Raw genomic sequence first — 18,813 nt, 5'->3', positions numbered from 1 at the left:
GTATTTATTTACTAAGATTGTAAGATAAATTCGGTGATAGGTTTATTATGATTAACAGCAAGATGAACTGATGCAACTTGCTGATATTGATAATAAAAATGTTGACCAAATGGTGCGCTGATCAACTGCTTTTCAATATCTACTTTTACTGATTTTATTTGCCAGACGCCTTTAGCATATAATTTAAGTGCTGATTCTTTTAAAGTCCAAAGCTGCCAAAAGGCCGTTAAGGTATCCGCTTGTTGCATCATCCACTGATACTCAGCATCTGCAAAAAAGCTTTTGGCTACATCTAAGTAATTTTTACGTGGGCGAGCGACTTCTATATCAACTCCAACTCTACCATCTAACGATATTGCAACCGCTACCCAATCTTGACTATGACTGATATTAAAATCAGGAAGATTGCGATCTAAAAAACAAGGTCGATTATTATCACCTATGACCATAGTTGGCAAAATAGCAATTTGACAATACTGATTAAGCAAGCTAGCTAAGATTGAACGACAGACTAAAAACTGTTTTTTACGTCTGCCATTGAATAATTCAGCATCGTGAATGATCTGTTTTGATAATAGTGAATAGTTGACTTCCACCGTGTCTAAATGGGCAAGTTGGACAATTAACATTTTATATAAGCCATTTTAAACAAAAATTATTTTTTACTATTTTAACAGCATGCTATGCTAACTGTTATCGAAATTTATTAGATCACTAAGGATGCATCATGTCATTACAAACAGAATTAGTTCATGCCGGTCGAAAAAAACGTTATACCCAAGGAGCAGTCAACTCAGTTATTCAGCGAGCATCATCTCTGGTCTTTGACTCATTAGAAGCCAAAAAAGAGGCAATGGAAAATCGAGCTAAAGGAGCGCTATTTTATGGTCGTCGTGGCACACTAACTCATTTTGCCCTGCAAGATGCGATGGCCGAAATTGAAGGAGGTGCAGGCTGTTACCTTTATCCATGTGGTGCGGCAGCCATTGCTAATACCATCTTGGCTTTTGTAAAAAAAGGCGATCATATCCTTGTATCAGAAGCCAGTTACGAACCAACACAAGAATTTTGTGAACATATATTAAAAGATTTTGGGGTCGAAACAGATTATTTTTCACCTTTGATTGGACGGTATATTACCAATCATATTCAACCAAATACGAAAGTCGTGTTTCTTGAATCACCAAGTTCCATTACTATGGAAGTACACGATGTGCCAGCTATAGTTAAAGCGATTCGCAGTGTTAATCCAGAAATTGTTATTATGATGGATAATACATGGGGAGCAGGTGTTTTATTTAAAGCTTTAGAGCATGATGTTGATATTTCTATTCAATCTGGTACAAAATATTTAATTGGGCATTCCGATGCAATGCTAGGCACAGCCGTTGCCAATCAACGTTGTTGGGATACCTTACGTGAACGTTCTTATTTAATGGGACAAATGTGTGATGCAGATACAGCCTATATGGCAGCTCGTGGATTACGAACTCTAGCGGTTAGACTCAAGCAACATCACGAAAGCAGTTTAAAAGTGGCAAACTGGTTAGCCAATCATCCTAAAGTTGCAACCGTTAATCACCCTGCATTAGCAAGTTGTAAAGGGCATGAGTTTTTTAAACGCGATTTTAGCGGTGCTAGTGGCTTATTTTCATTTGTACTTAAAGATCATTTAAGTGATATTCAATTATCTGATTTTTTAGATAATATGACTCACTTTTCAATGGCTTATTCATGGGGTGGATTTGAATCATTAATTTTAGCCAATCAACCTGAAGATCTAGTCAAAATACGACCAGTATCCGGTGTTGATTTCACAGGTACACTAATCCGGTTACATATTGGTCTTGAAGATCCTGATGATTTAATTGCCGATCTTGCTGCTGGCTTAGATAGAATCAAATTACATAAAAACAAAGTTAATGCGTTACAAAGTTTAGTGTAAATGGATAGCGGATGAACCATCAAAACAAAGCTAAGACTAAAAGTATTATAGAACAAACCATTTTACAACACCTAAACGGTCGGCAATCGCTACTCGTTGCTTTTAGTGGTGGCGTTGATTCGACCGTATTAATGCATGCATTAGTCACCCTAAAGCAACAATTGCAAAATTTACAACTTAGAGCCATTTATATTCATCATGGTTTAAGCGAAAACGCTGATAGTTGGGCTGAACATTGCCAGCAACAATGTCATTCTTGGCAAGTTCCTTTGATTATTGAAAAAGTCAAACTTGATAGATCGGCGGGCAATATTGAGGAACAAGCTAGAGAAGCTCGATACCAAGCTATCTATCGACATTTAAAAAATAATGAGTTTTTATGTACAGCCCAGCACCTTGACGATCAATGTGAAACGTTCTTTTTAGCGTTAAAGCGTGGAAGTGGTCCAGCGGGCTTATCCGCTATGCCACTTGAAAATGGTCGGCATCTTAGACCATTACTAACGATATCTCGTCAAGAGATTGAACAGTACGCCAATCAGCACCAATTAAGTTGGATAGAAGATGAAAGTAATCAAGATGACCATTACGATCGCAACTTTTTACGTTTAAATGTTCTACCAACACTTAACCAACGTTGGCCTCATTTTTCACAAATGGTTGCTCGCAGTGCCGAATTATGTCAACAGCAAGAAATACTACTTAACGAGCTACTGTTAGCTGATTTTAAACTCATTACAACACCTGAAGGGCAGTTATGTTTAACACCGTTATATAACTATTCGGACTACAAACGTAATGCTATATTGCGCATGTGGTTTCGATCTAAACAGATTAATATGCCAAGCCAAAAACAGTTATCACTAATTTGGCAAACAGTGGCTTTAGCAAAAGAAGACGCTAATCCACAATTTATTTTGCATAATTGGCAAATTCGCCGATATCAAAACCGGCTCTATTTGTTGCCTTTATATCAAGATATCGAACAGCAAATCTTGCCTTGGGATCTAAGTACATCGCTAACCTTGCCGGATAATTTAGGCGTATTACAGCCCAATTATCAAACCGATTTAACTTGCCGTTTACCGCAAAAAGAGGAAACTGTTTCAGTTCGTTTTCATGCACAAGGTCAATTTCAAATTGTTCAGCGCAAAGGATCTCGATCGATAAAAAAATTGTGGCAAGAGCATCATATTCCACCTTGGATGCGTACCCGTATTCCTTTAATTTATTATAATGAACAATTAATTACTGCCGTTGGGGTATTTGTGACCGAACAAGGTAAGGGTTCACAAGTTGGGTTTAATCTGAGTAATACTCTATAATTTAAAAAATAAGGAGACAATACATCTCCTTAATTTAAATTATAAAATATCAAATTATTTTGACTCAGAACGAGCTTTCCATCGTTTTAACAATAAAGCATTAGTCACCACACTTACACTGCTAAGTGCCATAGCAGCGCCGGCTATCATTGGATTTAAGAAACCTAAGGCAGCCAGTGGAATGCCAATTAAGTTATAGAAAAATGCCCAAAATAAATTCTGTTTAATTTTATTATAGGTTCTTCGAGAGATATCAATAGCATCAGCAATTAAAAACAGATTGCCACGCATTAAAGTAATACTAGCCGCATGCATTGCCACATCGGTTCCCGTACCCATTGCAATACCAATATCAGCCGCAGCTAAAGCTGGCGCATCATTAATACCGTCACCCACCATCGCAACCTTATGATTGCTATCACTATTGTTAGTGTTTTGACTTTCTTTTTGTAATTGATAAATATAATTCGCTTTATCTTGCGGTAAAACCTCAGCAATAACCTTATCTAAATTTAATTGTTGTCCTACATAATTAGCAGCTTGTTGATTATCTCCGGTTAACATTACCGTTTTAACATTTAGCTGATGCAGTGCTGTAATCGCAGTTTTTGCTTCTTCTTTTATGACATCTGAAAAGCCAAATAGAGCTAATATCACAACGTTTGCTTCTAACTGTTGTTTTGCTAAAAATGAAATCGTATAACCTTTATTAGTTAGCTCATTGATTTTATCGTCCATATCCACAAAATGGGCGTTTAATGATTTCATCCAACGCAAACTACCTAAATAATATTCAGTGTTATCAATCGTTGCCATGACACCCGAACCTGTTACAGAAGTAATATTTTGAGCATAACTATGCTGTTTTGCTTTGTTTAGAATTGCTTTTGCTAGTGGGTGCTCACTACCTGCTTGTAACGATGCGGCAATCGCTAATATTTGCTCAGGGGTTTGTGTCCCTATCACATCCATTTCAACCAATTCAGGTTTACCAATGGTTAAAGTTCCTGTTTTATCGAACGCTACGGTATTAACGTTGTGTAATGTTTCAAGGGCTTCGGCATCTTTAATCAAAATACCATGACGAGCCGCAACGCCAGTACCCACCATAATTGCCGTTGGTGTTGCTAGTCCTAAAGCACATGGGCAAGCAATCACTAACACCGCGACAGCATGAAGTAAAGCTTGTTGCCAATCCTGAGAAATCACGCCCCATGCAAGTAATGTAATAAGCGCAATCAATAAAATCACAGGTACAAAAATCGCGCTAATTCGATCTACAATTCGCTGAATGGGTGCTTTTTTAGCTTGAGCAGACTCTACCATGTTAATAATCTTTGATAAGGTAGAATCAGCTTGAATTGCCGTTGTTTTTACCATTAACAATCCTTCACCATTGATAGTACCACCTGTGACAATATCATTGACTGCTTTGTTGACTGGAAAACTTTCACCAGTTAACATCGACTCATCACTACTTGATGCACCTTCAATCACGATACCGTCAACAGGAATACGTTCACCAGGCTTCACTATCACTACATCACCAACAACAACTTGGTTAATGGGCAAACTTATCTCTTGATCGCCCCGCCTAACTAAAGCAACATCAGGTCGTAAGGCAGACAGGGCTTCGATAGCTTGGGTTGTTTGATGTTTCGCTCTTGACTCTAACCATTTACCAATCAAGATTAAGGTAATAATAACAACTGATGACTCAAAATAAAGGTGATCATTATTACCGATCATCCACTGATACAGTGATAAGCCATAAGCAGCACTAGTACCAATAGCGACCAGTAAATCCATATTACCGGACAACGCTTTAGCGGCATTGAAACCGCTGCGATAAAATTTAGCACCTAACCCAAATTGCACAATCGACGCAATTATTAATTGTAACCAAGCGGGCATCATCAAATGTATCCCGAAGGGTTCAAGTAACATAGGCAGAACAAAAGGTATCGCTAATAAAACAGAGATAATAATCGGCCAAAGCGATGCTTGTTTCTCAGCATCCTTAATATGAGTTTGTTGATCGTTAATTTTAACTGCATGATAACCTGCTTTGTCTACTACCGACATTAATGTTTCTAATTTAACATTGGCATTAGCGTTAACGGTTGCTTTTTCTGTAGCAAGATTAACACTGACGTCAATCACACCATCAATCTTCTTTAGTGCTTTCTCAACTCGACTAACGCATGATGCGCAGCTCATATCCTCAACAAAAAAATTGTATTCAACTGTTTTCATTTGATGCATCCCTTAACTGCCGATGTTATTTGGATTTAGTATTGGCTGAATATTAAGAAACTATTTTCCTACAAAGTATACTGTTGTTTTAACAAATAGAGACAGGTTACTTTTTGTCTTTATTAAAAAGGCTTGTTATATTAATTGATATCAAATAGCTTATAGGCATTTACAAAAAACTCTTTTTATACCTCATTAATAATAACCATAACTTCAAAGGTTATGCTTCTGTAAGAATAGCAACACAAACGCGACTACTAACCTATTTAATGACTATTCTAATGTTTATCATTCTTTTAGCAAGAATGCACTTTTTTGATATATACTTCCCAAAAAGGTACTATTGAGACATTAAAATGAAGAATAAATCAGATTCTAATGAAGATTATAAACCTACTATCCGCTGCCCTGTTGAGACAACAATAAATATCATTGGAGGAAAATATAAATCTTTAATTTTATGGAAATTGATGACAACAAAAACACTGAGATATTCTCAATTACGTAAAGAGATTCCAAGTGCCACACCTAAAATGCTCACCCAGCAACTACGCGAACTTGAAACAAGTGGCTTAATTCATCGCAGAGTATTTCCAGTTGTCCCACCAAAAGTCGAGTACTCATTAACCGATTTTGGTAAAAGTATTAAACCCGTATTAAAAGCAATGTATAAATGGGGTAACCACTGCTTGGATAGCCAAGGATTAGAGGTTAATTGTTCAATGGTTGAGCTAACAGATTAATTATGAAAATTTAACTCAATAAGTTAGATACATACTCAAAAACTATATGAAAAATAACAGGGTGTGAGTAACCCTGCTATTTTAATCTAAAAATTAGTTACGTAATTTTTCTGGCCAATCGTTTTGAGTTGAAACTAATAGATCTTTAACAATTCTAGGATTTCCAGCTACCACATTACCAGAAACCATATAATTATTATTACCAGCAAAATCGGTCATCACACCGCCAGCTTCACGCAAAATCAATTCACCACCAGCGATATCCCATGGTTTTAAACCAATCTCAAAAAAGCCATCTAATCGACCAGCTGCAACATAAGCCAAATCTAAAGCTGCCGAGCCGCTACGACGAAAATCGCCACATCGAGTAAATAACTTTTGTAAAACCGCAAAATAGCTATCACTATGTTGTTTAGCCTTGAATGGAAATGCCGTAGCGAGTACGCTACCATCTAAATCTTTAGCGTTACTAACACGAATACGATAACCATTAAGCTGAGCACCTTTACCACGCGCAGCAGTAAATAATTCATTACTCATTGGATTATAAACCACAGCAACTTCAGTTTTGCCCTTAACACGAGCAGCAATAGAAACAGCAAAATGCGGAATATTTTTAATAAAATTGGTCGTACCATCAATTGGATCGATTATCCATTGTGTTTCAGCATCATTACCTTTAGCCAAACCACTTTCTTCGGCAATAATTGTATGATCAGGATACGCTTTTTTGATTGTCTCAATAATCAAAGCTTCAGCAGCGCGATCAGCATTAGTAGCAAAATCGTTGGCGCCTTTAGTGTCAATTTCGATTGAACTAGGGTTTTCATAAGCCTTTATGGCCACATTACCTGCTTTACGAGCAGCGCGAATAGCAATATTAAGCATCGGATGCATAAATTTCTTCCAATTGATGATGTTAAAGAACGGATAGTTTTAGTAAAACTTACACAGTTATACTAAAATTTACGGCATAGTATAAAGGTTTTACCACTTCATTGCCAGACTATGTTAGGATTAATGGCTAAAATAGCCATATTCTCGTAACGCTAGCCTTATTGCTTACCTTATTACTAAATTTATTCCATCTATATGTTGCATCTAAGTGAAAATTTTATTGGTAACGGTTCAGTTAATTACTGATCAATTAGGGTAAAAAAATGACTAAATCAATCTATCGTAACTTTTTTCATCGCATGATTGGCTTTCCATTCGCAATAAATTAAGAATTATTGCATAATACCTAGCGTATAAAATAGCGAACTTAAGTTAGGAATAATTATGGAACTTCTTTGTCCAGCCGGATCTTTACCATCACTTAAAGTAGCCATCGATAATGGCGCTGATGCTGTTTATATTGGTTTGAAAGATGATACTAATGCCCGTCATTTTGCTGGTTTGAATTTTAACGAGAAGCGCTTAATTGAAGCATCTGACTATGTGCATAAACGCGGTAAAAAACTACATATAGCAATTAATACTTTTGCGCATCCTGAAAACTTCCAGCGTTGGCAATATGCAGTTGATACAGCCGCCAATATTGGTGCTGATGCACTTATTATTGCGGACTTAGCAATGCTAGATTATGCTGCTGAAAAATATCCAAACCTGGAGCGTCATGTCTCAGTGCAAGCATCATCAACCAATGAAGAATCAATTAAGTTCTACTATAACAATTTTCATGTACATCGTATCGTGTTACCACGTGTACTCTCTATGCATCAAGTAAAGCAACTTTCGCAAGTTTCACCAGTTCCACTTGAAGTATTTGCTTTTGGTAGTTTATGTATTATGGCGGAAGGACGTTGTTATTTATCTTCCTATCTTACCGGCGAATCTCCTAATACCGTTGGTGCTTGTTCACCAGCAAAATTTGTTCGCTGGGAAGAAACTGAAAAAGGTCTTGAGTCTCGCTTAAATAACGTGTTAATTGATTGCCATAAAAAAGGTGAAAATGCTGGTTATCCAACCTTGTGTAAAGGTCGTTATTATGTAGGCGATGAGCTTTATCACCCTATTGAAGAACCAACCAGTTTAAACACAATTGAACTACTGCCTGAACTGTTTGCAGCCAATATTGCATCAGTCAAAATTGAAGGCCGTCAGCGTAGCCCTGCCTATGTTGAACAAGTAACTAAAGTATGGCGTCAAGCAATCGATCGCTATAAAGCAAATCCACAATCATTCCAGGCGGAAAAAAGCTGGATGGATACGCTGGGTTCTGTTTCAGAAGGAACACAAACCACGTTAGGTGCTTACCACCGCAAATGGCAATAACATAATACTAAGTCTACTGTTATATTAATTATCAAGAAATATTGATTATAAAAGATATCACATCTTGATTTTGTATGTACTGTACAACTTAGGTTATGCCATTTTTATTAAATGAAATCAAATTTAAGATAAATAAATTATAGTGAGCAAAACTATGAAATATTCATTAGGACCAGTGCTTTATTATTGGCCTAAAACTGAAACCGAAGCCTTTTATCACGCAGCAAAAGAGAGTGAAGCTGACATTATTTATATGGGTGAAACGGTTTGTACCAAACGCCGAGAAATGAAAGTTCCCAATTGGCTAGAATTAGCTAAGGAAATCGCTAAATCTGGCAAACAAGTGGTGCTTTCAACATTGGCTTTGCTTGAAGCTCCGTCAGAATTAAACGATTTACGACAACTAGTCAATAATGGTGACTTTTTGGTGGAAGCCAATGATTTAGCGGCCATCAATATTGCTCAAGAAAATAAATTACCATTCGTTGCTGGCCCGGCTATTAACTGCTATAACGCCTTGACTTTAAAATTATTACAAAAGCAAGGTATGGTACGTTGGTGTATGCCGGTTGAACTTTCACGTGATTGGCTAAATAATGTTCTTAAACAATTTGAGAGTTTAAATATTGAAAAAAACTTTGAAGTGGAAGTCTTTAGTTATGGTTATTTACCTTTAGCTTATTCCGCACGTTGTTTTACCGCTCGTTCAGAAGATAGACCAAAAGATAAATGTGAAACTTGTTGCATCAAATATCCTGTTGGCCGTGAAGTATTTTCTCAAGAACAGCAAAAAGTTTTTGTACTAAACGGTATCCAAACACAAAGCGGCTATTGTTATAATTTAGGTAATAATTTAAAAGAGATGAAAGGATTAGTTGATATTGTACGAATATCGCCGTTAGGACTCGAAACACTCGATATTGTAAAACAATTTAAAGCCAATGAAGATGGCTCTAATCCACTGCATATTGAACATAAACGCGACTGTAATGGTTACTGGAATGGTATTGCTGGACTCGAACTTAGCCAATAAAGATTTTACACCAAAGCAGTTTAGGGCTGATTTTCCAGCACTAAACAGTAATAGTGTATATCTTGATTCCGCGGCAACTGCTCTTAAACCTCAGGTAATGGTGGATGCCACAGTGGCTTATTATGCACACAACACTGCGACCGCCAAACGCAGTTTGCACCATGGTGCGTTGCAAGTAACAGTGGCTATCGATAAAGCACGACAACATGTTGCTAATTTGCTTCATGCAAGCAATGACACTGAAATTATCTGGACTCGTGGTGCTACCGAATCAATTAATTTAATTGCCCAAAGTTATGCTCGCTGTGTATTACAACCTAATGATGAGATTATTGTCAGCGAATTAGAGCATCACAGTAATTTAATACCTTGGTTAATTGTGGCTAAACAAACTGGGGCAAAAGTCATTAAATGGTCTGCCAATATAGATGAGTTATCATCGCTAATATCATCAAGAACTAAAATCGTAGCAATAACCCATATGTCAAATGTCACTGGATTTTGCCCAAATTTAGCTACAATTAGCCACATAGTTCATCAATATAATGCTATTTTAGTAGTAGATGGTGCCCAAGGAATTGTCCATCATGATATTGATGTAACAACGCTTGATATCGACTTTTATGCTTTTTCAGCTCATAAATTGTATGGCCCTACGGGACTGGGTGTTTTATATGGTAAACAAACATTACTTGAGCAAATGTCAGTTTGGCATGGCGGTGGAAAAATGCTAAAAAGCACCTCATTTGATGATTTTATTCAAGAAGATACACCTTATAAATTTGAAGCAGGCACACCCAATATAGCTGGCATTGTTGGCTTTAATGCAACACTTGATTGGTTAAACAATTGGGATCTTAAGAAAGCAGAAAATTACACTGAACAATTGGCCCATTATACTAAATCACAGCTAAGCAAACTGGCTAATCTACAATTCTACAGTGTTGAAAACAGCCCAATCATCACATTTAATATTAATCATATTCATCATAATGATGTAGCGATTTTACTTAGCGAGCAAAATATTGCGATTCGTACTGGCGAGCTGTGTGCTCAACCTTTAATGAATAAATTGGGTTGTCATGGGGTTATTCGTCTATCATTAATGCCATATAATAATGAGCAAGATGTAAATGCTTTTATTTTGGCATTACAAAATGCAATTGAAATTTTAGCCTAATTTTATACTGAAACGTATAGTTAACCTGAAACTTTTTTACAAATAGTTAATTATTTATAGGTCAATATTATGCTATCACAGCAAGACTTAACCAAATTATTTTTACAGCAACATAATTGGCAAGATCGCTATCGACAGTTAATTGTATTAGCAAAACAATTGCCACCAATGCCTGAAGATTTAAAAACGGATGAAAACCAAGTCAATGGTTGTGAAAATCGCGTTTGGCTAACTTATCAAAAGCAAAATGATAATACCTTTATATTTCAAGGTGACAGTGAAGGACGCATCGTTAAAGGCTTACTGGCAATTTTAATTATTATTGCTAACCACAAAACAGCAAAAGAAATTGCCGCTATCGATTTTCAATCTTTATTAAACCAGTTAAAAATTACGGATGAGCTAAGTCAATCGCGTTTACAAGGCTTGACTAAACTAATTGAGCGTATTGAATCCGTTGTATAAAAAAAGAGGGGGTTATCTTCCCCCTATTTTACTAAGATTGTTGCTAACTGATAACGTTGTTGATTAATTTTCAATATAGGTAAAAAGTGTGATCACTTTTTTAACGCCATCGACTTTACTAGCAAGCTGTGCAGCAGCTTTACCATCTTCTGGTGTCACAATACCAATCAAAAATACTTCCCTATTTTCAGTTACGACTTTAATGTTGCGTGCTTTGGTTTTCGCATTCAATATTAGCTGAGATTTAACTTTCGTTGTGATCCATGTATCATTGGTGATTGTGCCTGCACTAACGGGTTGACCAACTCGAATTTGATTGTAGACTTTTTTTACACCTTCAACTTCATAAGCTAGGCTTTCGGCCTTTTCAATTTGCTCACGACTGGCTTGCCCCGTTAAGATAATATCACCGCTATACGTACTGGAAACGATACGTGCTCCAATAAATTGAGGACCATTATTTTTAATTTTCATCCCCATACGTGAATTTAAGGTAGTATCGTCAACTTGTGTGCCCGCAGTACGAGGGTCGGTAGCAACTTTTGCAGTAGCTGTAGCACCTGCGCCAATTACTGCGGCGGTAATACAGCCTTGTAACATTAATGCGCCTGTTATTAACATAGCTATTAAGGCAGCTCTCTTCATTATTACTCCTTACAATTTATAACATTGTAATCAAATACTAAAAATCGCTGTTATTATGCCTTTTTGATAATGATTTGCAAAACAATTTTGTGTTTTACACTATGATAAAAACCAATAACAATAATCGAACATAAATTATTTAAAAATTGTGTTATTTTATCACTAATAACGGTTACTTTTTTTGATACAATCTAATGTCATCAATATGGTGGAATATATGGAATTATCGGAATTAAAATATGAATCAAGATAGTATTGATTGGCTATATGGATTGTCCGCGCCAATGGTTGCTTTAAACAAAGATAATGGTGCAAGTTATACTTCAGCATACTTTATTCCCGAACGGGATTTTGTAGATTTGAACGAAAGTTGGGGGATTAATTCTCGCGAAACTCTACTTAATTGTGTCTTTGATATGGTTGATGATGGACATGCAACATTATTATCTCGCTATTATTCAAGATACTGTCGATCTTCCGAAGCTGATTGGCGTAATTACTGCCAAGATCAAAACGATTATCAAAAAGTCCTAATGAAATTTGTTGAACAAACTTTTTGTGTATGCGGTATTGGTGGCATTCGTAGTTGGGATTATGCACGGATGGGATATATACTACGAAATGGCACAACCAACAAATTTATTACCGAAGAGGAAGCACTATGGATTTTTACAAGAATTGCTTCACGTTCTCAATATTTTTATAAATCTTGGCATAACTACTTTGCTGCTTGGTCAGTTGGATTTCAATTTTGGGAATCAATTAACAATAAGGAAGATCTTGAAGCTTTACGTTGTGAATTAACTAGGGCATCGCAAACGCGCACCATGAAAATATTAATTAATGACGAAGATTCACCTTGTAATCGCCTACCTTGGTACATTGATATTGAAGAACTCGAAAAACCTGAATCATTAAGGGAGTATGATTGGTCATGAGTACAAATTTTTGGGAATTATTAGGCATTGAACAAACTACAGATACCGCGCTTATTCGCCAAGCATATCGTGAAAAACTACCCTCATATCATCCAGAAACGGATCCTGATGGGTTTAAAGCATTGCGCGAAGCTTACGAATCAGCAATAAGTTATGCAAAGTCGCCTGAAACAGCTGTTGATACAACAACTCAACAATCGGAAAAAGAATCAGTATCACAACTAACAGAAGAACAAATTCAAGCAAATGAAATTTACAACGCTTACCAAGCTCTATTAGAAGATCCCCAACGCTGTTATAAAGTAGATGAATGGCAGAAATTTATTGGTTCATTTTATGATTACCCAATGTCGGTTATTGATTCAGTCAAGTGGCGATTACTAACTTTAAGCTATGAAACAACAAATATCTCAGAATCATGTGTCAAAATTCTAGCTGATAATTTACGTTGGCGTCAGCAATTAATGACACAGTTCACCGATGACTTTCAAATATATGATAGTTATTTAAATCACATCGATCATGGTGATTTATTTGATTACACGTGTTTGCCTACAACCAACAAAGCATTACAAAATGCTACCATTGATTATATTTATTCTATTAAATGGGTATATTGGGAACGTAGACCTGACGATGTTTATATATTCCTATCACAAGATACTGTCTTTTATCTTCCTGATGATAAAAAACTTATGCTTGAATTTGCTTTTTGGCATAGTGAAGCAAATATGAAAAATAAATTTATCTTGGATTATGCTTTAAAATGCATTGCTGAAAATGATCAAGATGAACAAACTATTATCGATTGGAAATATATTGCCGCCATTCAATATACCTTGCTTGAAGACAAACATAATGCATTACAATTTTGGTTAGATCTATATTATTCTGGGCATTATCAAGAAAAAGCAGAAAGTTGGATAGCAGGTTGGTGCGTCTATTTTGAAAAAGATTACTTCCCTTTATTAATTATGGCGTTAAATAACAGCCACTGTATTGACACCGATAAAACAGAAATTTATCTGCACACTATTCCGCAATTAACCACAACCACAACAGCACGATTAGCAGGAATAGATGATATCGAAAGCTATCCAAAAGAAATTGTTGATTTTGTCAATTGGGCTCTAAGCGTAAATTGGAGTTACCGACAAGTTCTATCGATATTATTACGCGATGACGGTTCACATCGATTATATCGATTATATCGGCATGCTGTGATGTTGCGCCATGGTAACGAAATTCTGTTACAAGAAATTTTAGATGAGCAAAGTAATGATCCATTTGAACAATTTATTTTGCATCATTTAAAACGCCAAGCACGACAACATCTTACATGGCTTAAACAACTCTCACCAATACAAGAGTTTAAAGCCTGGCTATTTGATGATGATAAAAATGCCCTGTTACCAAAAAAATTCGATCCAGATGAAGAGGGTGAGCTAGTTTTATATGGTCGTTTATGGTTAGATAGATTTCAAGAGCTCCCTGAGGTTGCTAAATTACATTTATATCATAGTTTTCATTATTCAAATATGGAAATGTTTGATTGGGCTATGTATTTACAATTCATGAAATATTACTTGTTACCCGAACCACCAAATGCATCAACAAAAATGAATAATAAAAATGCGTATTGGCAATGGTTTCATCATTGTTTATTAGTTTTAGCTACCGTTAACCAACCGATTAATGTCGCTATATATCTACAGCAAGAAAATAATAATTTTACTATTAAGGATGATGACAAACTTAAACCATTAATAGAAATATTTAAACATGGCAATTGGCAAAATGAAACTGAACTTTACAACCTAATTGATAATGACAGCAAGCTCATTAATTGTATTTTAAACAATTATCCAGATTCCATGGAATGGTTTATTGATGATCCTGACTACATTGATTTTAATAATTTCGAACAAAAAATAGAACAATTATGGACACCAAAATTAGCTAAAAAAAATCCAGTTTATGTGATATTGCTATACCTGATTGTATTAAACAAACCCGAACAAAAAGCCAAATTAGATCAAACGTTACAAAAACTGGTTGGTGATAATAAAGATCTGAAAAAAATAGCAAATAGTTTAAAAGATAATTGGAGTTTTCCTTTATCGGTTAACAAAAATAGATACCACTATACCAAACAAGTAGATAAAATCACCTCACTTGCTGAACGCTTATCTAATCAATACAGCGTATGCGATGATGATGAACTAAAAATGTTAGATGAATTTAAAAATGATAGCGATAACGATTTAGTATTACGACTCTGTGCAGCATTACTTTTGGCAAAAAATACTGAAAATCAAAAATGGCTTGAGTCACAATCTCTACCTCAAAATAAATGGTGGCAATTTTGGCGTTGGAATGGACGTACCAATATACAGGGCTTTATAGTACAGTTAATTTTATCAATTACGATGCTTATGTTTTTAGATAAAAATAATTTTGATAATATAACAAATTATGTCATTTTGACATTAGTAGCAATTAATACTCTTTTTGCTATCAAACGACGTATCAACGACACAGATAAAGGACAACCTTTATATTTTATTGCAACAATATTTTTGCTACCACTATTGTTATCACCATGTTGGCTTCCAGAATTAAAAAAAATCAATCGCTATGGACCACCAATAGAAAAAAAGACTAAGGAAAAGTAAACTACACAAAAATCCCCCTTTTGATTCGTATAAAAAGGGGGAAATGTGATCGAATAAAAATCTATAATGGTTAACGATTGAGTTCTTGTAGATTTGCTTCAATTTCACAGCGCATTTCATCAATTTCTTCTGAATTTTGCTGATCTAATACCTCAATAAAAGCTTCAATGTACGACCCAATTAATGCTCTTTCATCACCTAATGATTGTGCCCATGCTCGCTCTAATCTCGCTAATAAAGTCCGATTTGGCATCTCATCACGAGGATGAACTTTGAGTGATTTTAATCGTTCATGGCTCTCTTGTTTTTGTTTATCAGTTAAACCTATTGGACTATGATCAATGACTTTTCCATGTTTAATACCGGTTTCAAGAACAACTACATCAACTTCTAACAAACCATTCAAATCATAACTAAAACGAACATCAATACCTTGTGTTTTCTCCATCGGAGTTACAGGCACTTCAAACTGATCTATCAGCACATTATTTTCTACGCGTGGACTTTCGCCTTGATAAACCGAAATGCCAATAATCTTCTGTTGCGGATGCACCGTATAAAAAGTTTTTACTTTCGAGGTCGGGACAATGGTATTTCGCTCAATAATCGGTGCAAATAATCCACCAACATTACCTGAACTACTTTCAATACCTAACGTATAAGGACATACATCAGTTAAAATAACCTCTTCTATATCAGCATTACGTAACCGACAAGCAGCTTGAACAGCAGCGCCTTGTGCCACAATCGTGGTAGGATTAATATGACGATAAGGCAATTTGCCAAATAATTTCGTTACCAGCTCACGCACCACACCGAGTTGTGATGAGCCACCGACTAACACAATATGTTCAAGCTGGTTAGGCTTTAAGCGCGCATCATTTAAGGCTTGTTCAATAGGCGAACGTAAACGATTAAGAAGTGGTAACCATAGCGTTTTGGCTCGATTTTCATTTAAGGAAAACTCCCACTGCTTATCTTGCCAAAACCAAGTTAATTTGTGTAATTCATCACCGCTTAACTTACACTTTAATTGCTCCGCTAAATCTAATAAACGTGCATAGTCGTCAACGGGTATATCCTGTTGTTTAAGATTCCAATCACTTAAGCAGGCTTTAACCAGTTCATCGGTAAAATCTTCGCCACCTAAATAGTTATCTCCGGCAGATGCATGTACTTCAATAATTGGCAAAGCATATTCCAGTACAGTCACATCAAAGGTACCGCCACCTAAGTCAAAAACTAAAGTATTACCTGATTGCTCCTCATGTAATCCATATGCCATAGCGGCTGCAGTTGGTTCATTAATTAAACGTACAGCATTTAAACCAGCTAATTCCGCAGCAAAACGTGTCTGTTTGCGTTGTTCATCATTAAAATAAGCAGGAACAGAAATCACTACATCGTGTATTTCTTGTTTTAAAAACGCTTCGGCATCGGCCTTAAGAGATTTTAACACCATGGCAGAAAGTTCGGTTGGCGTAAATTTCTTGTCACCTAATTCAAATACTTTATTAGAGCCAAGAAAGCGTTTGAATGCAGCTGCACTTCGACTTGGATGCGTTGTTAAGCGAGACAATGCAGCACGCCCAACTAAAATAGAATCATCATCATCAACACTTACTACTGATGGAGTGACAACTTCGCCGATTGAGTTGGGGATAAGTATTGGCTTACCATCTTGCCAAACACAAATTAAACTATTAGTAGTACCTAAATCAATTCCTATGGGGTGATGCATAATTGGTTTGTTCTCTTCTTATTATTAAAGTTAATATCAACAATATTATATAGTTAATACTGCTCAAGGTACAATTTTATCAAACACTAAAATATTCAATTTACCTTAACTCATTATTTTATATATGTCTAAAAATTAGACCGCCAAAAATTATAATTACTATCTGTATCGATTATTCTCAATAAATAACCATTAAATCAATCGTCATTTAAAAATTGACACTAATAATTATCTTTATTTTGCATATCAATAATTTGACTAGTTAACTGACCATTAGCTAATCTGGTTGTGATAAGCTCACCTACGTTTACTTGTTCAACACGACGCACTACCGTATTTTGTTGATTGGTCGTTACAGAATATCCTCTTTCTAATGTCGCAAGTGGACTAACACTATTAAGTTGCGAGGTTTGTAAAACAAATTGATATCGTGACTGAGTTATTTTTTGTTGAATTAAATTAATAAGTTGCTGACGTTTCTGGCGAATCATCTGACTTAAGTAGGTAATATTATTTTGTGGAGATAGCCGTAACAGTTGTTTATCTAAAAAGTTATGGCGATTTGACTGTTTGAGTAAATATTGCTGCATATTTTCATATAAAGCATGCTGGTAAGATAGTAATCGATTTAATTTTTTTGCTAGTTTGGCTTGTGGATGTTGGGTTTGCAATTGGTGACGCCACTTATTGAGCATTTCACGACGTCGAGTCAAATAATAATCCATTGCCATAGATAAATGCTGTTCTTGAACTTGAATCCGTCTAATCTGATCTAAGCAATCGCGACTAACTAATTCCGCTGCCGCGGATGGAGTAGCTGCTCTGACATCAGCGACAAAATCGGCTATGGTAAAATCAATTTCATGCCCCACTGCACTGACAATTGGCAATTGGCTAGCAAAAATCGCTCTTGCGACTACTTCTTCATTAAATGACCATAAATCTTCGAGTGAACCACCTCCTCGACCAACAATTAACACATCACATTCTTGACGAGTATTAGCAATTTGAATCATTTTAGCGATCTGCGCAGCAGCTTCTGTGCCTTGTACTTGCGTTGGATAGATAATTAAATGCAAACTTGGATCACGACGTTTTAAGATCTGACAAATATCATGTAATGCCGCCCCAGTTGAAGAAGTAATAATGCCAACAGTACGAATATTTTCAGGCAATGATTGTTTATAAGTAGATTCAAATAACCCCTCTTCAAATAATTTTTGCTTTAATTGTTCAAACTTTTGTTGCAACAACCCTGCACCAGCAGGTTGGATTTTATCAATAACAAGTTGATATTCACCCCGTGCTTCATAAAGCGTAACCGTTGCTCTAACCAATACTTGCTGGCCATTTTGTGGTGTAAAACCAGCGCGAAAATTACTATTGCGAAACATGGCACAACGAACTTGAGCTGTATCATCTTTTAAGGTGAAATACCAATGCCCAGAAGCGGGGCGAGAAAAATTAGAAATTTCGCCCATCAGCCAAATTTGACCAATAGCATCAGCAAGAATATCTTTCACCATTTGGTTAAGATCTTTAACCGATAGAATCGAACTATTGTGCTGCATACTATTCCTCTATTATTAT

Annotated in this window: 15 protein-coding genes; 9 read left to right on the top strand and 6 right to left on the bottom strand. The window is 35.9% G+C overall.

Features of this window, described 5'->3' with window-relative positions; all coding sequences use genetic code 11:
* Nucleotides 1-11: 11 nt before the first annotated feature.
* Complete coding sequence (locus H3S73_RS08765; protein WP_198236404.1) at nucleotides 12-629, bottom strand: 4'-phosphopantetheinyl transferase superfamily protein; 618 nt, start codon at nucleotides 627-629, stop codon at nucleotides 12-14.
* A gap of 98 nt (nucleotides 630-727) precedes the next feature.
* Here H3S73_RS08765 and metC point away from each other — a divergent pair, with 98 nt between their 5' ends.
* Entirely contained in the window at nucleotides 728-1,945 is a 1,218-nt protein-coding gene (gene metC, locus H3S73_RS08760) for a cystathionine beta-lyase (protein WP_198236403.1), read from the top strand.
* An 11-nt stretch (nucleotides 1,946-1,956) separates the two neighbouring features.
* On the top strand, nucleotides 1,957-3,270 hold the full coding sequence (gene tilS, locus H3S73_RS08755; RefSeq protein WP_198236402.1) for a tRNA lysidine(34) synthetase TilS: 1,314 nt from the start codon (nucleotides 1,957-1,959) through the stop codon (nucleotides 3,268-3,270).
* A gap of 54 nt (nucleotides 3,271-3,324) precedes the next feature.
* Here tilS and H3S73_RS08750 read toward each other — a convergent pair whose 3' ends face one another.
* Entirely contained in the window at nucleotides 3,325-5,526 is a 2,202-nt protein-coding gene (locus H3S73_RS08750; RefSeq protein ID WP_198236401.1) for a cation-translocating P-type ATPase, read from the bottom strand.
* Between the two features lie 356 nt (nucleotides 5,527-5,882).
* Here H3S73_RS08750 and H3S73_RS08745 point away from each other — a divergent pair, with 356 nt between their 5' ends.
* On the top strand, nucleotides 5,883-6,269 hold the full coding sequence (locus H3S73_RS08745) for a helix-turn-helix domain-containing protein (RefSeq protein WP_065738234.1): 387 nt from the start codon (nucleotides 5,883-5,885) through the stop codon (nucleotides 6,267-6,269).
* Between the two features lie 93 nt (nucleotides 6,270-6,362).
* On the opposite strand, the gene suhB is transcribed toward H3S73_RS08745, so the two are convergent.
* Nucleotides 6,363-7,166, bottom strand: coding sequence for an inositol-1-monophosphatase (suhB, locus tag H3S73_RS08740; protein WP_086325961.1), 804 nt, complete (start codon nucleotides 7,164-7,166; stop codon nucleotides 6,363-6,365).
* A gap of 384 nt (nucleotides 7,167-7,550) precedes the next feature.
* Between suhB and H3S73_RS08735 the strand changes: the two genes are divergently transcribed.
* The 4 genes from H3S73_RS08735 to csdE all read left to right on the top strand — a co-directional run bounded on the left by H3S73_RS08735 (nucleotide 7,551) and on the right by csdE (nucleotide 11,224).
* Complete coding sequence (locus tag H3S73_RS08735; RefSeq protein ID WP_065603214.1) at nucleotides 7,551-8,546, top strand: peptidase U32 family protein; 996 nt, start codon at nucleotides 7,551-7,553, stop codon at nucleotides 8,544-8,546.
* Nucleotides 8,547-8,700: 154 nt separating this feature from the next.
* Entirely contained in the window at nucleotides 8,701-9,579 is an 879-nt protein-coding gene (locus H3S73_RS08730) for a U32 family peptidase (protein WP_086325962.1), read from the top strand.
* Complete coding sequence (gene csdA, locus H3S73_RS08725) at nucleotides 9,536-10,759, top strand: cysteine desulfurase CsdA (RefSeq protein WP_232352961.1); 1,224 nt, start codon at nucleotides 9,536-9,538, stop codon at nucleotides 10,757-10,759. The genes H3S73_RS08730 and csdA overlap by 44 nt, the downstream gene beginning before the upstream one ends.
* Before the next feature lie 69 nt (nucleotides 10,760-10,828).
* On the top strand, nucleotides 10,829-11,224 hold the full coding sequence (gene csdE, locus H3S73_RS08720; RefSeq protein WP_086325964.1) for a cysteine desulfurase sulfur acceptor subunit CsdE: 396 nt from the start codon (nucleotides 10,829-10,831) through the stop codon (nucleotides 11,222-11,224).
* A gap of 63 nt (nucleotides 11,225-11,287) precedes the next feature.
* Here csdE and dolP read toward each other — a convergent pair whose 3' ends face one another.
* On the bottom strand, nucleotides 11,288-11,869 hold the full coding sequence (gene dolP, locus H3S73_RS08715) for a division/outer membrane stress-associated lipid-binding lipoprotein (protein ID WP_065738229.1): 582 nt from the start codon (nucleotides 11,867-11,869) through the stop codon (nucleotides 11,288-11,290).
* Nucleotides 11,870-12,108: 239 nt separating this feature from the next.
* Here dolP and H3S73_RS08710 point away from each other — a divergent pair, with 239 nt between their 5' ends.
* Together H3S73_RS08710 and H3S73_RS08705 are read left to right on the top strand one after the other, a co-directional pair.
* Nucleotides 12,109-12,807, top strand: a complete 699-nt coding sequence (locus tag H3S73_RS08710; RefSeq protein WP_086325965.1) for a DUF1266 domain-containing protein — start codon at nucleotides 12,109-12,111, stop codon at nucleotides 12,805-12,807.
* Entirely contained in the window at nucleotides 12,804-15,482 is a 2,679-nt protein-coding gene (locus tag H3S73_RS08705; RefSeq protein WP_198236400.1) for a hypothetical protein, read from the top strand. Before H3S73_RS08710 ends, H3S73_RS08705 begins: the two co-directional genes overlap by 4 nt.
* Nucleotides 15,483-15,552: 70 nt before the next feature.
* Here the strand turns inward: H3S73_RS08705 and H3S73_RS08700 are convergent, their stop codons facing one another.
* A complete protein-coding gene (locus tag H3S73_RS08700) occupies nucleotides 15,553-17,223 on the bottom strand; it encodes a molecular chaperone HscC (protein WP_086325967.1) in 1,671 nt (556 codons plus the stop codon).
* A 221-nt stretch (nucleotides 17,224-17,444) separates the two neighbouring features.
* Complete coding sequence (gene xseA / locus H3S73_RS08695; RefSeq protein WP_198236399.1) at nucleotides 17,445-18,794, bottom strand: exodeoxyribonuclease VII large subunit; 1,350 nt, start codon at nucleotides 18,792-18,794, stop codon at nucleotides 17,445-17,447.
* Nucleotides 18,795-18,813 lie beyond the last annotated feature (19 nt).

This window comes from Gilliamella sp. B14384G12 (assembly GCF_016101825.1).
GTDB lineage: Bacteria > Pseudomonadota > Gammaproteobacteria > Enterobacterales > Orbaceae > Gilliamella > Gilliamella apicola_N.
This window is presented reverse-complemented; position numbering and strand designations above follow the sequence as displayed.